The following is a 14,682-nucleotide window of genomic DNA, read 5'->3' on the forward strand; positions in this document are numbered from 1 at the left end:
GTACCTTCGATGTGTACGAAACCGTTTCGTTCGGCTGGCTGCCGTACGAGTCGTAGGACAGGAGGTCAGCCCATGGCACGCACCCGTCTCACGCCCGAGCGCGAGAGCGAGCTCTACGCCGCGGTGCTCGACCTGCTGCGCGAGGTCGGCTACGACGCCCTGACCATGGACGCCATCGCCGCCCGTACCCGCTCCAGCAAGGCCACCCTCTACCGCCAGTGGGGGAGCAAGCCGGAGCTGGTCGTCAAGGCGCTGCGCCACGACAAGCCGGGCGACCTTGCCGAGATCGACACCGGTTCACTGCGCGGAGATTTCCATGCCGCGCTGGCCCGGACCGACGACTGCCAGATGCAGAGGAACTCCGCGCTGATGCGGGGCCTGATGCAGGCCGTCCACGACAATTCCGATCTGCACCAGGCACTGCGTGAACTGCTCATCGAGCCGGAGATAACCGGCCTCGACGCGCTGCTCCGCCGAGCCGTGGACCGGGGTGAACTGCGTCCGGACAACCCGGCGCTGAAATATGTACCGCACATGCTGGTCGGTGCTTTCACCGCTCGGCAGCTGGTCGAGGACCGCCCCATCGACCATGCGTTTCTCACCGACTACGTCGACTCCGTGATCCTCCCCGCTCTCGGCGTCTGACCCCGTTCCTTCCGTACGGCCCTCTCCCCGAGCCTCACCTGACACGCCGCTCTCGTCGTCGGGCTGATTCCTCACGCCCTTTTCCACCCACACGACCTGACCGGGAGTACGCCTCCGTGGCCACATTCCTTTACAAGCTCGGACGGTTCGCCTTCCGGCGCCGCCGCTACGTCGCCCTTGTCTGGGTGGCACTGCTGGCGCTCGCCGGATTCGGCGCCGCCTCCGCGTCCACCGCCACCTCCAGCTCCTTCTCCATTCCGGGTACGGAGGCTCAGAAGGCCTTCGACCTGCTGGAACAGCGTTTCCCCCACTCCAGCGCCGATGGCGCGACCGCGCGGGTGGTCTTCAAGGCCGGCGACGGCCAGAAGATGACGGACCCGGCGAACAAGGCTGAGGTCAACAGGATCGCGGACGAGCTGAAGTCGGGTTCGGACCAGATCGCCTCGGTCACCGACCCGTACACCGGCAACGCCGTCAGCAAGGACGGCTCCACGGCGTACGTCTCCGTGTCCTACAAGGTCAACTCGATGGCGCTGACCGATGCGACCCGGAGCGCCCTGGAGGACGCGGGCCACGCGGCACAGAAGAGCGGGATGACCGTGGAGATCGGCGGCGACGCCCTCCAGGTGATGCCGGAGACCGGGGCCACCGAGATCATCGGTGTGGCGATCGCCGCAGTGGTTCTGGTCGTCACCTTCGGCTCGCTCGTCGCGGCGGGTCTGCCGCTGCTCACCGCGCTCATCGGCGTCGGCATCGGCGTCTCGACGATCACGGCCCTGGCCAACGTGCTCGACCTGGGCTCCACCACCTCCACCCTCGCGATGATGATCGGCCTCGCGGTCGGCATCGACTACGCGCTCTTCATCGTCTCCCGCTACCGCGCCGAGCTGGCCGAGGGCCGCGAGCGCGAGGAAGCGGCGGGGCGGGCGGTCGGCACGGCCGGTTCCGCGGTCGTCTTCGCCGGTCTCACCGTCGTCATCGCCCTGGTCGGCCTGGCCGTCGTCAACATCCCGATGCTGTCGAAGATGGGCTTCGCCGCGGCCGGCACGGTCGCGATCGCCGTCCTGATCGCGCTCACCCTCGTCCCGGCGGTGATGGGTTTCGCGGGCAAGCGGGTCATGGGACGCAAGGCACGCAAGGCCGCCGAGGCTGCGAGCCGGCCCGAGGCGAAGCCGAACATGGGTACCCGGTGGGCGCGGTTCGTCCTGCGCAAGCCGGTCTGGGTGCTGCTGGTCGGAGTCCTCGGCCTCGGGGCCGTCGCCGTACCGGCCGCCTCGCTGAAGATGGGCCTGCCCGACGACGGCTCCCAGCCCACCAGCACCACCCAGCGCCGCGCCTACGACCTGCTCTCCGACGGCTTCGGCCCCGGCTTCAACGGGCCGCTGATGGTCGTCGTGGACACGGCGAACAGCTCGGACGGCAAGGCCGCGGTCAAGCAGGTCTCCGACGAGATCTCCGGCATTGCGCACGTCGTCGCGGTCACCCCGGCCCACTTCAACAAGGCCGGCGACACCGCCATGATCACCGTGATCCCGAAGGACCGGCCGAGCTCCGCCGAGACGGAGAACGTGGTTCACGCCATCCGTGACGCGGGCACGGGCATCAAGTCCGACACCGGCGCCGAGGTCCTGGTCACCGGATCCACAGCGATGAACATCGACTTCTCGCAGAAGATGAACGATGCGCTGCTGCCGTATCTGGCGCTCGTCGTCGGCCTGGCGTTCCTGCTGCTGATGCTGGTCTTCCGCTCGGTGCTGGTGCCGCTGAAGGCGGCCCTCGGCTTCCTGCTCTCGGTCGTCGCGGCCCTGGGCGCGGTCGTCGCGGTCTTCCAGTGGGGCTGGCTGGGCTCGCTCTTCGGCGTCGAACAGACCGGCCCGATCATGTCCATGATGCCGATCTTCATGGTGGGTGTGGTCTTCGGTCTCGCCATGGACTACGAGGTCTTCCTCGTCACCCGGATGCGCGAGGCGTACGTCCACGGGGAGAAGGCCCCGCAGGCGATCGTCACCGGCTTCCAGCATGGCGCCCGCGTCGTCACCGCCGCGGCCGTGATCATGATGGCGGTCTTCGCCGGGTTCATCGGCTCCAGCGAGACGATGATCAAGATGATCGGGTTCTCGCTCGCCATCGCCGTCTTCTTCGACGCGTTCGTCGTCCGGATGGCGATCGTGCCCGCGGTCCTTGCCCTGCTCGGCAAGCGTGCCTGGTGGCTGCCGCGCTGGCTGGATCGGCTGCTGCCCAATGTCGACGTGGAGGGCGAGAAGCTGCGCAAGCAGCTCGGCGAGACGTCCGGCGAAGACGGGCAGGGCGAAGCACAGGGCGAGCGTGAGCTGACGCACGTCTGAGACCGACCGGTCTGATCCGTACGAGCCCCGAGGGCCGCGTCTGAGCGGAACGCGGCCCCGGAATGCGCCGGGTACCTGTGGGGACGGGGGCCGGAGCGGTGAGGAGCCCCCGTGCGAGCGGCACGGGGGCTCATTCATGCCGTCACTTCGTCAGGGTCACGCAGGTGTGGTCTCGGACTTCCTGCTCTCGCCGTGGGTGCGGTCCAGGAAGCGGATCAGCGGCGCGTTGTCGAACTGCACCACCTCGACGCCGTCCGGCGAGTGCCGCTCCACGACCAGCTGCGCCCGTCCGCACGGCCAGATCCGTATCGCGCCGTGCCCGGTCGGCGAGTGCAGCCCGTCCTCCAGCAGGTCTCGGCCGAAGGCCCAGTCGGTGCCGCCGGGGAAGGTGAGATGCACCGTGCGCGGGTCGACGGCCGCGTCGTACCGCAGGTCGACGGGGACGGAGAAGGTGTCGGTCGCCTCGGTGATGAGCCGGGCTTCGGCCTGTTCTTCGATCACGGGGGGCATGGGCCGAATCCTCCTGTTACCGAATGTTTATGAATGTTCGATATCTAATGTCGCATATTTCGACTAAAGGGCACGATGGGGAAGCCGAGTACCTGTTGGGGATGCGCTCTTGCGAGCCATTTGCAACAAGGCCCTATCATTGAGAGGTTCATGACCCCGCGCAGCAGTGCAGGAACGCAGGAAGCGGAGCCTCCCCTATGCATGTACCCGACGGATTCATCAACGCCCCCGTCTCCGCCGCCGCCGGTGTGGTCGCCGCGGGTGCCGTGGCGGTCAGCCTGCGGGGCGCCCGCCGCGAACTGGATGAACGCACCGCACCGCTCGCTGGGCTTGTCGCCGCGTTCATCTTCGCCGTGCAGATGCTGAACTTCCCGGTCGCGGCTGGTACCAGCGGGCATCTGCTGGGCGGGGCGCTCGCCGCGATCCTGGTCGGGCCGTACACCGGGGTGCTCTGTATATCCGTCGTGCTGCTCATGCAGGGCATCCTCTTCGCGGACGGCGGGCTCACCGCGCTCGGTGTGAACATCACCGTCATGGGCGTCACCACCACCGTCGTCTCGTATGCCCTCTTCCGCGGTCTCGCCACCGTCCTGCCGCGGACCCGCCGCTCCACGACCGCCGCGGCATTCGTCGCCGCACTGATCTCCGTACCGGCCGCGGCCTGCGTCTTCACGCTGATCTACTGGATCGGTGGCACCACCGACATCCCGATCGGCAAGGTCCTCACCGCGATGGTCGGCGTGCACATCCTGATCGGCATCGGCGAGGCCGTGATCACCGGGCTGACCGTCGGAGCCGTCCTCGCCGTCCGCCCCGATCTGGTCCACGGTGCCCGCGGTCTCACCTCCCCGCTCAAGCTCCGGATCAACGGCGAGCTCGTCGACGCCCCCGCCCGGCAGCCCGCCGCGCCGGCCGCCGCCCGCTCCACGCGCGGGCTCTGGGCCACCGGCCTGGTCACCGCCCTCGTGCTGGCAGGCTTCGTCTCCTTCTACGCCTCCGCCAACCCGGACGGCCTGGAGAAGGTCGCCGCCGACCAGGGCATCGACAAGAAGGCCGAGGAGCACGCGGCCAAGGACTCGCCGCTCGCCGACTACGGCGTCAAGGACATCTCCGACGCGCGGCTCTCCGGCGGTCTCGCCGGGGTGATCGGGGTCGGCGCCACGATCGTGGTCGGCAGCGGGGTCTTCTGGGCCGTCCGCCGCCGCCGTACGCCGGACGCACCCGCCGGCATCCGCGCCGAGGAAGCCGTCTGATGGGCGCCGGCCACGCGCACAAGCTCTACCGGCACGGGCACTCGCCGGTCCATGACCTGCCCCCGCACTGCAAGCTCGCCGCTGTGTTCAGCTTCGTGCTGGTCGTCGTCCTGACACCGCGCGAGGCGGTCTGGGCGTTCGCGCTGTACGCCGCCCTGCTCGCCGGGGTCGCCGCGGTGGCCCGGATCCCCGCCGGGTTCCTGCTCAAGCGGCTGGTCATCGAGGTGCCGTTCGTCGCGTTCGCCGTGCTGATGCCGTTCGTGGTGCCGGGCGAGCAGACGGAGCTCCTCGGCGTCTCCGTCAGCGTCCCCGGTCTCTGGGGCGCCTGGAACGTCCTCGCCAAGGGCACCCTCGGCGTCGCCGCCTCGGTGATCCTCGCGTCCACCACCGAGCTGCGCTCCCTGCTGCTCGGCCTGCAGCGGCTCAAGCTGCCGCCGATGCTCGTCCAGATCGCGTCCTTCATGATCCGGTACGGGGATGTGATCACCGGCGAGATGCGGCGGATGTCGATCGCCCGCCGCTCCCGCGGCTTCGAGGCGCGCGGGGTACGGCAGTGGGGCGTCCTCGCCAAGTCGGCGGGCGCGCTCTTCATCCGTTCCTACGAGCGCGGCGAACGCGTCCACCTCGCGATGGTCAGCCGCGGCTACACCGGCTCGATGCCGGTCATCGACGAGGTGACGGCGTCCGGCGCGCAGTGGGCGTACGCCTCGGCACTCCCCGTGCTCGCCCTCGCGGTCTGTCTGCTGGGATGGAACCTATGAGCACCTCCAGCAGCACCGTGCCGTCCCTTGAGGTCAGTGGCCTCGCCTACGCCTACCCCGATGGTCACCAGGCGCTCTTCGGCGTCGACCTGACCGTCGCCCGCGGCGAACGCGTCGCCCTGCTCGGCCCGAACGGTGCCGGCAAGACCACGCTCGTCCTCCACCTCAACGGCATCCTCGACGCGGGCGCCGGCACCGTCCGGGTCGCCGGTCTTCCGGTGGAGAAGCACAATCTCGCGGAGATCCGTCGCCGCGTCGGCATCGTCTTCCAGGACCCCGACGACCAGCTCTTCATGCCGACCGTCCGCGAGGACGTCGCCTTCGGGCCCGCCGCATCCGGGCTGCGCGGCGCCGAACTGGAGGAGCGGGTCACCGAGGCACTCGAACAGGTCGGCATGGAGGGGTACGCGAACCGCCCCCCGCACCATCTGTCGTTCGGCCAGCGCCGTCGCGTCGCTGTTGCCACCGTGCTCGCCATGCGGCCGGAAATCCTCGTCCTGGACGAGCCCTCGTCCAACCTGGACCCCGCATCGAGGCGTGAACTCGCCGACATCCTGCGGTCGTTGGACGTCACCGTGCTGATGGTCACGCACGACCTGCCGTACGCCCTGGAGCTCTGCCCGCGCTCCGTCATCCTCAGTGACGGCGCCATCGCGGCCGACAACCGTACTCAGGACCTGCTCTGTGACGAGGAGTTGATGCGTGCTCACCGGCTGGAGCTGCCCTTCGGGTTCGACCCGCGCTCCGTGACCATGGGCGCGTGACCGACGACACCCCGCCGTCCCGCGGCCTCGCTGCTGCTCGACGAACACCCTGCTTCGCGCGGTACGCAGCGCAGCGGGCCGTGACCGCCGCCTGCCGTCCGCTCCTCGACGGGCTCGGCCTGATGCCCCGGTACCTCGTGATGCTCGTGCTGCGGGAGCGCGGTGGGATCCCCGTCAAGGAGCTCGCCGGCGCTCTGCACCTCGGCCACGGGACGGTGTCGCCGCTGAGCTGAGAGTCACCCGCGGTACAGCTCACCTGCGCAGCGATGCACCATGGGGGGATGAGCGGGAGCGCAGGAGCAGGTGTGGACGTACGGGGCACGGTGGCGACCGGATTCGAACCGGTCAGGGACGCTTTCATCCGTAACTTCGAGCAGCGGGGGGAGCGGGGGGCGGCGGTCGCCGTCTACCGGGACGGGCGCAAGGTCGTCGATCTGTGGGCCGGTGCGAGAGACGTCGACGGTGCCGAACCGTGGGCGGTCGACACGGTGCAGATCGTCCGCTCCGCGGGCAAGGGCATAGCCGCGGCCGTACCGCTGCTGCTGCACCAGCGCGGACAGGTGGACCTGGACGCCCCGGTCGGCACGTACTGGCCGGAGTTCAAGGCGGCCGGCAAGGAACGCGTCCTCGTGCGGCACCTCCTCGCCCACCGTGCGGGAGTCCCCGCCCTCGACCGGCCGCTGACGCCCCAGGAGGCCGCCGACGGGAGCTCCGGGGCGCACGCCGTCGCCGCGCAGCGCCCGCAGTGGGAGCCCGGTACGGCACACGGCTACCACGCACAGACGTACAGCTGGCTGATCGGCGAACTGGTGCGACGGGTCACCGGGCGAACCGTGGGCCGCTGGATCGCCGAGGAGATCGCCCGCCCGCTCGGCCTGGACTTCTGGTTCGGGCTCCCGGCGGAAGAGGCGCACCGGGTGGGCCGGATCGGACCGGTCGAGCCGCCCGTCCTCGACGGAAACGGCGGGGCGCTGCGGATGCGCCCCAAGCGGTCGGTCGTGGACGCCTACCGTGATTCCGAGTCGCTGACCCGCCGCGCGTTCGGTGCCATCGACCCGTTCCCCGACGAGAACGACGCCCGCTACCGGGCGGCCGAACTCCCCGCCTCCAACGGCATCGCGACAGCCCGCGCGCTGGCCCGCGCGTACGCCGCGATGATCGGCCCGGTCGACGGTCACCGGCTCTTCGCCCCGGCCACGCTCACCCTCGCCCGCACCGAGGAGTCCGCGGGCCCGGACCGGGTGCTCGTCGTGAACACCCGCTTCGGGCTCGGCTACATGCTGCACGGCCCGGCTGCCCCGCTCCTCGCCCCCGGCTCCTTCGGCCACCCGGGCCGCGGCGGTTCGCTCGGCTTCGCCGACCCCGAATCGGGCATCTCGCTCGGCTATGTGACGAACGGTCTGCAGAAGGGAGTCACCGCCGATCCCCGTGCCCAGGCCCTGGTCAGAGCAGTACGGTCGGCGCTATGACTCCTACCGGTGATTCCAGGTTCGACGGATACGGCGTACTCATCACGGGCGCGGGACAGGGCATCGGCGCTGCCACGGCCCGTCGGCTGGCCTCCGAGGGCGCACGGGTCCTGGTGACCGATCTGGACGGTGACCGCGCCGAGCACACGGCGGCGGCGATACGGAAGACGGGCGCTACCGCCGAGGCGCTGACCTGTGACGTGGGCGACCGGGCGGCGGTCGAGGCGGCGGTGGCCCGTACGGTCGAGGCGTTCGGCACGCTCGACGTGCTGGTCAACAACGCGTACCGCTGCACCCCCGACACCCCGCTGTTCGAGGACGAGCCCGACGACGTCTGGCAGGGCGATCTGGACGCCACGCTCACCGGCCCGTACCGCTGCTCACGGGCGGCTCTGCCGCACCTGGTGGCGTCGGGCAGGGGCGCGATCGTCAACATCGGCTCCGTCAACGGGGAGCAGGACTTCGGCAACCACGCCTACAGCGCCGCCAAGGCGGGCCTGGGCAGCCTGACCCGTACGCTCGCCGGCCACGCCGGCCCGCGCGGGGTCCGCGTCAACCTCGTGGCCCCCGGCACGATCCGCACGGACGCGTGGGCGGACCGCGCCGACGTGCTGGACCGGGTGAGTCCGCTCTACCCCCTCGGCAGGGTCGGCGAACCGGACGACGTCGCGGCGGCGGTCGCCTTCCTCGCCTCCCGCGACGCTGCCTGGATCACCGGGACGACGCTGCGGGTGGACGGCGGGCTGCTCGCCGTGAACACGGGCTTCCAGAGGGCGGTCGTGCAGGACTGAGGCCGTCGGGCGGACCGGCGGGCTGCGCGGGTTGCACCGGCACCGGCGCCTGCTGTCCGCGCCGGTGCTTCTCCGGAGGCCGCCGGGTTCAACTCGCGTGCAGCATCAGCCCGATCCCGACCACCATCAGTCCGGCCGCCGCGATCCTCGGTGCGCCGAACCGCTCCTTGAGGAACACCGTCCCGATCGCCGCGCCCACAATGATCGACGACTCGCGCAGGGCGGCGACCGGGGCCAGCGGCGCCTTCGTCTGCGCCCACAGGACCAGCCCGTACGCGGCCACCGACATGGCCGCGCCCCCCAGCCCCCGTGCCGCGTACGGGCGCAGTTGGGCGGTCAGTTGTCCGCGGCGGCGGTAGAACGTGTACGCGGGGACGGCGAGCCCCTCCAGGATCATCAGCCAGGCGATGTAGCCGAGCGAGGTGCCGGAGGCTCGGACCCCCACCCCGTCCACGGTCGTGTACCCGGCGATCGCCAGACCCGTAGCCAGCGCCGCGGCGATCGCCGGCCAGTGCGGGCGGGTCTCCGAGCCCCGGATGCCCCACAGCGCGACGCCGACGAGCCCGGCGCAGGCGACCGCGACCCCGGCCGTCGCCCAGCCGTCGGGCTGCTCGCCGACGAAGACCGCCGCGAGGACCGTCACCACCAGGGGCGCGGTGCCGCGTGCGATCGGATACATCTGGCCGAAGTCGCCGAGCGTGAACGACCTCATGAGCAGCGCCATGTAGGCGATGTGCAGGATCGCGGAGACGATCAGATACGGCCATGCCGCCGCGGCCGGCAGCGGTGTGAAGCAGGCGGCAACCGCGCCGAGCAGCGCCCCGCCCCCCGAGATCAGGGTGAAGGAGAGCAGCTGGTCCTTGATGGCGTGCGCGATGGCGTTCCAGCCGGCGTGCGTGATCGCCGCGATCAGGACCGCGCAGGCGACCAGCGGCGTCACCTGGACTGCTCGCGCACGTCCACCACGGAGCCGCCGGCATGCCGGATGACCGCCTTGGGATCGAGCGGGAAGACGGTGTGCGGGGTGCCCGCCGCAGCCCACACCACGTCGTGGTCGAGCAGCCCGCGGTCGGCCAGCACCCGGGTCTTCGTGCGGTGGCCGAAGGGCGGCACACCGCCGATCGCGTAGCCGGTGGTCTCCCGGACCAGATCGGCCCCGGCGCGCTTGACCTTCCCGGCCCCCAGCTCCTGCCGTACGAGCTCCACGTCGACCCGCGAGGAGCCGTCCATCAGGACCAGCACGGGAGACCCGTCGGCTTCGAAGATCAGGGACTTGACGATGGCGCTGAGCTCGCAGCCGATGGCCGCAGCGGCCTCGGCGGCGGTACGGGTGGCGTCCGGGAAGCGGCGGATCTCGACATCGAGACCCAGCTCGCGCAGGGCCTCGGCGAATCGGGGGTGTGCGGCCGAAACGGCGGCTTCGGTCACGGGAGCGGTCGGGTCGGGAGTACTCATGCCCCGCACGCTAGCGGCCGCCCAGCGGGGCACGCGATCCGGTTTCGGGCACCGGGGAACGTGTCACGGCCCCGCACGCAGTACTTGGGCCACCACCGGCCCCGCCGCGTCGCCGCCGTGGCCGCCGGACTGGACGACCGCCGCGGCCGCGAGATCGTTGCTGAAACCGGTGAACCAGCTGTTGGACGTGGCCTGTCCGTCGACCTCCGCCGAACCGGTCTTCGCTCCCTTGTCACCGCCGACCGAGGCCATCGCCGCCCGTCCGGTGCCCCAGCTCGCGGTCTGCCGCATCATGTTGGTCACCTGCTGCGAGACCGACTGGGGCAGCGAGCGGGACGCGACGGCGAGCTGACGGCCGTCCAGGTCCTGCGGTACGAGGACCGGCTGCCGGAAGGTGCCGTTCTTCGCAGTGGCGGTGATGGACGCCATGTTGAGTGCGTTCATCTGGATGGTGCCCTGGCCGATGTACTGCGCGGCGGCCTCACCGCCGGCCGCCTCGGGCACGCTGCCGTCGAAGGACGCGATGCCGGTCTTCCAGTCGAGGCCGATCCCGAAGACGTCCCGTGCCTCCTTGGCCAGTGCGGCGTCGTCCTTGGTGTCGTCGATGAGCTTGATGAAGGCGGTGTTGCACGACCGGGCGAAGCTGGTGGTGAGGGTGGAGTCCGGGATGGAGAACCCGTCCAGGTTCTGGAACGTGCGGCCCTGGTACATCGCGGTCTTCGGGCACTCGATCTTCCGGTTCGCGCCGGCGAGTCCCTTCTCGATCAGCATCGACGCGGTCACGATCTTCATCGTCGAACCGGGCGCCTGCTTGCCGAGCATGGCCGCGTTGAACCCGGTCGCAGGGTTGTTGGCGACTGCGCGGATCGAGCCGGTGGACGGCCGGATGGCGACCACCGAGGCCTCGGTGTAGCGCTTGACGGCCTGCTCGGCCGCCGCCTGGACATGCGCGTCCAGCGTGGTCTGCAGCCGGCCCGGCTTCCCCTTGGACAGCGTCAGCAGTGTCTTGTCCGGGCTGTTCTCGTCCGCCGACTCGATCCAGGTCTCGATACCCGCGGTGCCGCCGGCCTTCTCGCCGTACTTCTCGCGCAGCGTGTCCAGGATCGGCCCCAGCGACGGGTACTTCTCCTTCGTCAGCACCCGGCCGTTGTGGTCGAGCGCCTCGATGGACGGGGCCGACGCCTCGCCGGTCTTCAGCGTTTCGCCGTCCGCCAGGTCCGGATGGATCACGGACGGCTTCCAGTCGATCAGCGCCCGGCCGGTGGTCAGGCCGCGCACGACGGTCAGCTCCGAGGAGTACGACCAGGGCTTGGACTTGCCCTCGAAGCTCACCGTCGCCTTCACGGTGAACGGGACCTTCGAGCCGGTCGCCGGGCCCGGGGTGATCACGGCCTCGGTGACGTGGGCCATGGCGCTGTAGCCGCTGAGGGCCGGTTCGGCCTCGACGGCGTTGTTGGTGAGCTGGGACGCGTCGGACGCCTCGCCGGCCGCCCAGGCCTTGAGGAACTTCTTCGACGTCTCACTGATCTCCGCCTTGCTCGGCGGCCCGGTCTTCACCTCGGCGGAGGTGGAGCGTCCGTCCGTACCGCCGCCCCCGCTGCCGCCGAACCCGTCGAGGACGTTGTACGCCCCGTACCCCACCCCGCCGACCACCAGCACGAACACTCCGCCGATGACAGCGACCTTCGCTCCACTGCGCATCTGTGTAGTCCCCCTCCCCGGAAGGCTCTCTTGAACACGTTCAAGAGAGCGCTTGTGGGCACCTTACGGGACCGGGGTGACAGTGGGGGCTGTCGTTATCGGAACGCGATCCACAAGGGGCTGAACAGGTCGGTCAAATCCAGGTATCCAGCCACATGCGGTTGCGCCAGGAATTCTCTGGAATGGGCGTTCCCGTATACAGCGGCCAGAAATAGATGAAATTCCAGACAATCAGCAGAACCAGTACGCCGGCCGCAACGGTCCCCAAGGTCCGGCGCAGCTCACCGGAGGGGTCGCCGGACACCAGACCCAGTTCCCGCTTGGTCCCGGTGCCCGCCGCCGGGCCGATCATCGCGCCGATCATCATCGCCACCGCGAGACAGAGGAACGGCACGAAGACGACCGCGTAGAAGAGGAAGATCGTCCGCTCCTGGTAGAGGAACCAGGGCAGCCAGCCCGCCGCCACCCCGCACGCGATCGCGCCCGCCCGCCAGTCGCGGCGGAAGAACCACCGCCACAGCACGTACAGCAGCGCGAAGCACGCGGCCCACCACAGCAGCGGTGTGCCGATCGCCAGGACCTCGCGGGCGCACTTGCCGGTGGCCGAACTCGTGCAGCCGTTCTGCTCCTCGTAGAAGTACGAGACGGGACGGCCCAGGATGATCCAGCTCCAGGGGTTCGACTGGTACGTGTGCCCCGAGGTCAGGTTCACGTGGAACTCGTAGACCTGGTACTCGTAGTGCCACAGGCTGCGCAGCCAGTCCGGCAGCCAGGTCCAGTGGCCGCCCGCCCCGTCGGTCGTCGCCCAGTCCCGGTAGTAGCCGTGGTGCTTGGGGTCGTTCCTGATGATCCAGCCGGTCCAGGACGCGAGGTACGTCAGGATCGCGACCGGCACCGTCGAGACGAACGCCGGCAGCAGATCGCGCTTGATCACCGCCTGGTACGGGCGGACCGCACCGGCCGTCCGGCGGGCGCCGACATCCCACAACACCGTCATCAGGCCGAACGCGACCAGGAAGTACAGCCCGTTCCACTTCGTGCCGGAGGCCAGGCCCAGCGAGACCCCCGCGGCGATCCGCCACGGCCGCCACCCCAGCCGCAGCGTTTCCGCGACATGAGCATCCGGGCGCAGCACGCCCTCCACGTCGACCGGCAGCGCCGCAGCCAGCCTGCGCCGTGCCCAGTCCCGGTCGATCAGCAGGCAGCCGAACGCCCCCAGCGCGAAGAACATCACCACCAGGTCGAGCAGCGCCGTGCGGCTCATCACGAAGTGCAGCCCGTCGACGGCGAGCAGCGCGCCCGCCAGACATCCCAGAAACGTCGACCGGAACAGCCGCCGCCCGATCCGGCACAGCATCAGCACCGACAGCGTGCCGAGCACCGCCACCATGAACCGCCAGCCGAAGGGCGTGAACCCGAAGAGCTGCTCACCGAACCCGATGATCCACTTGCCGACCGGCGGATGCACCACATAACCGGGATCCGTCGGCACCGGCACCAGCGACGGATCGGCCAGGATCGACTTGTCGACGTCCTTCGGCCAGGACCCCTCGTACCCCTGCTTGATCAGGGCCCAGGCGTCCTTGGCGTAGTACGTCTCATCGAATATCACCGCCTTCGGGCTGCCCAGATGCCAGAACCGCAGCACCCCGGCGACCAGCGCCACCAGCAGTGGCCCGCCCCAGGCCGACCACCGCACCAGCCGGTCGGCCGTCGGCGGGGACACCCCCAGCACAGCCCAGAGCTGCTGCCCGGGCCGGGTGTACGGCGGGACCAGCCGCTCACGCAGCCCGATCACGGACCGGGGCGCATGGCCGAAGCGGCGCAGTCGCTGCTGCCAGGACGACAGCTCTTCACCGTGCTGGTTCCCGGCGTCTTGACCCTGCTGGGCATCGGGCGCAGTACTCGTCACCGCGCCATCGTAGGGAACGCATCTGTGCGACTGCTGTCGCCCGTGCTGGGAGGATGGCTGATGTGACTGGAACGACTGGAACGCTGGTACTTGCAGGGACCCCCATCGGCGATGTGGCGGACGCCCCGCCACGGCTTGCCGCCGAACTGGAGACGGCCGATGTCGTCGCCGCGGAGGACACCCGTCGGCTGCGCCGTCTGACGCAGGCGCTCGGCATCCACACCACGGGGCGTGTCGTCTCCTACTTCGAGGGCAACGAGTCGGCCCGTACGCCCGAACTCGTCGAGGCGCTGATGGGCGGCGCCCGGGTGCTGCTGGTCACGGACGCCGGGATGCCGTCGGTCTCCGACCCCGGCTACCGACTCGTCGCCGCCGCTGTGGAGAAGGACATCAAGGTCACCGCGGTCCCCGGCCCGTCCGCGGTGCTCACCGCACTCGCCCTGTCCGGGCTGCCCGTCGACCGGTTCTGCTTCGAGGGCTTTCTGCCGCGCAAGACCGGCGAACGTCTCGGCCGGCTCCGAGAGGTCGCCGACGAGCGCCGGACCATGGTCTTCTTCGAGGCCCCGCACCGGCTCGACGACACCCTCGCCGCGATGGCCGAGGTGTTCGGCAGCGACCGCCGGGCCGCCGTGTGCCGTGAGCTGACCAAGACCTACGAGGAAGTGAAGCGCGGCCCGCTGGGCGATCTCGCGGTCTGGGCGGCCGAAGGCGTACGCGGCGAGATCACCGTCGTCGTCGAGGGCGCTGCGGAATCCGTGGAGGAACTGGACGCCGCCGAGCTGGTACGCAGGGTGCGGGTGCGCGAGGAGGCGGGGGAGCGGCGCAAGGAGGCGATCGCCGCCGTCGCCGCGGCCGCCGGGCTGCCCAAACGCGACGTTTTCGACGCGGTCGTCGCGGCAAAGAATGCGGCTCGGACCGGCCCAGCAGATGGCAAAGGTCTATCGTAAAAAGCAAAGCGCGAGCCGCGCACCGGCCACTTTTTCCACGAGAGGGCCAAGACCGCTCCAACACTCGACAGGACCTGGTGCGCTCCCGCCGGTAAAGGCGTCCACTGAATCAGGGACGCATTCTCCGGA

At 70.2% G+C, this 14,682-nt stretch carries 14 protein-coding genes; 9 read left to right on the forward strand and 5 right to left on the reverse strand.

What is annotated here, in order from left to right; translation table 11 throughout:
- The first annotated feature begins 72 nt into the window (after positions 1–72).
- Positions 73–645 (forward strand): TetR/AcrR family transcriptional regulator, encoded by a 573-nt coding sequence (locus ACNPQM_RS02965; protein ID WP_358857588.1) that lies wholly within the window; start codon positions 73–75, stop codon positions 643–645.
- A gap of 116 nt (positions 646–761) precedes the next feature.
- A complete protein-coding gene (locus tag ACNPQM_RS02970; protein WP_418082740.1) occupies positions 762–2,990 on the forward strand; it encodes an MMPL family transporter in 2,229 nt (742 codons plus the stop codon).
- 156 nt (positions 2,991–3,146) lie between these two features.
- Here the strand turns inward: ACNPQM_RS02970 and ACNPQM_RS02975 are convergent, their stop codons facing one another.
- Complete coding sequence (locus tag ACNPQM_RS02975; RefSeq protein ID WP_358857586.1) at positions 3,147–3,500, reverse strand: SsgA family sporulation/cell division regulator; 354 nt, start codon at positions 3,498–3,500, stop codon at positions 3,147–3,149.
- A gap of 197 nt (positions 3,501–3,697) precedes the next feature.
- Here ACNPQM_RS02975 and ACNPQM_RS02980 point away from each other — a divergent pair, with 197 nt between their 5' ends.
- The 6 genes from ACNPQM_RS02980 (at position 3,698) to ACNPQM_RS03005 (ending at position 8,538) form a co-directional block, all read left to right on the forward strand.
- The gene (locus ACNPQM_RS02980) at positions 3,698–4,753 is read left to right on the forward strand and encodes an energy-coupling factor ABC transporter permease (RefSeq protein WP_418082741.1); all 1,056 of its coding nucleotides are present in this window, start codon (positions 3,698–3,700) and stop codon (positions 4,751–4,753) included.
- A complete protein-coding gene (gene cbiQ, locus ACNPQM_RS02985; RefSeq protein WP_358857584.1) occupies positions 4,753–5,514 on the forward strand; it encodes a cobalt ECF transporter T component CbiQ in 762 nt (253 codons plus the stop codon). Before ACNPQM_RS02980 ends, cbiQ begins: the two co-directional genes overlap by 1 nt.
- Positions 5,511–6,278 carry an energy-coupling factor ABC transporter ATP-binding protein gene (locus ACNPQM_RS02990; protein WP_418082742.1) on the forward strand — a complete coding sequence of 256 codons (768 nt, stop codon included), beginning with the start codon at positions 5,511–5,513 and terminating at the stop codon, positions 6,276–6,278. The genes cbiQ and ACNPQM_RS02990 overlap by 4 nt, the downstream gene beginning before the upstream one ends.
- Positions 6,275–6,511: a hypothetical protein gene (locus ACNPQM_RS02995; RefSeq protein WP_418082743.1), complete on the forward strand. Its 237-nt coding sequence runs from the start codon at positions 6,275–6,277 to the stop codon at positions 6,509–6,511. Before ACNPQM_RS02990 ends, ACNPQM_RS02995 begins: the two co-directional genes overlap by 4 nt.
- A gap of 72 nt (positions 6,512–6,583) precedes the next feature.
- A complete protein-coding gene (locus ACNPQM_RS03000; RefSeq protein WP_418082836.1) occupies positions 6,584–7,747 on the forward strand; it encodes a serine hydrolase domain-containing protein in 1,164 nt (387 codons plus the stop codon).
- A complete protein-coding gene (locus ACNPQM_RS03005; protein WP_418082744.1) occupies positions 7,744–8,538 on the forward strand; it encodes an SDR family NAD(P)-dependent oxidoreductase in 795 nt (264 codons plus the stop codon). The genes ACNPQM_RS03000 and ACNPQM_RS03005 overlap by 4 nt, the downstream gene beginning before the upstream one ends.
- An 88-nt stretch (positions 8,539–8,626) precedes the next feature.
- On the opposite strand, the gene ACNPQM_RS03010 is transcribed toward ACNPQM_RS03005, so the two are convergent.
- From ACNPQM_RS03010 to ACNPQM_RS03025, 4 genes are all read right to left on the reverse strand, one after another.
- The gene (locus tag ACNPQM_RS03010) at positions 8,627–9,478 is read right to left on the reverse strand and encodes an EamA family transporter (protein WP_418082745.1); all 852 of its coding nucleotides are present in this window, start codon (positions 9,476–9,478) and stop codon (positions 8,627–8,629) included.
- Complete coding sequence (locus ACNPQM_RS03015) at positions 9,475–9,993, reverse strand: YbaK/EbsC family protein (RefSeq protein ID WP_418082746.1); 519 nt, start codon at positions 9,991–9,993, stop codon at positions 9,475–9,477. Before ACNPQM_RS03015 ends, ACNPQM_RS03010 begins: the two co-directional genes overlap by 4 nt.
- 63 nt (positions 9,994–10,056) lie before the next feature.
- Positions 10,057–11,694 carry a penicillin-binding transpeptidase domain-containing protein gene (locus ACNPQM_RS03020; protein ID WP_418082747.1) on the reverse strand — a complete coding sequence of 546 codons (1,638 nt, stop codon included), beginning with the start codon at positions 11,692–11,694 and terminating at the stop codon, positions 10,057–10,059.
- A gap of 133 nt (positions 11,695–11,827) precedes the next feature.
- Complete coding sequence (locus tag ACNPQM_RS03025) at positions 11,828–13,606, reverse strand: dolichyl-phosphate-mannose--protein mannosyltransferase (RefSeq protein ID WP_418082748.1); 1,779 nt, start codon at positions 13,604–13,606, stop codon at positions 11,828–11,830.
- A 53-nt stretch (positions 13,607–13,659) separates the two neighbouring features.
- On the opposite strand from ACNPQM_RS03025, the gene rsmI reads away from it, so the two are divergent.
- Complete coding sequence (rsmI, locus tag ACNPQM_RS03030) at positions 13,660–14,553, forward strand: 16S rRNA (cytidine(1402)-2'-O)-methyltransferase (RefSeq protein WP_418082749.1); 894 nt, start codon at positions 13,660–13,662, stop codon at positions 14,551–14,553.
- Positions 14,554–14,682 lie beyond the last annotated feature (129 nt).

Source organism: Streptomyces sp. NPDC056231, assembly GCF_048270745.1.
Taxonomy (GTDB): Bacteria; Actinomycetota; Actinomycetes; order Streptomycetales; family Streptomycetaceae; genus Streptomyces.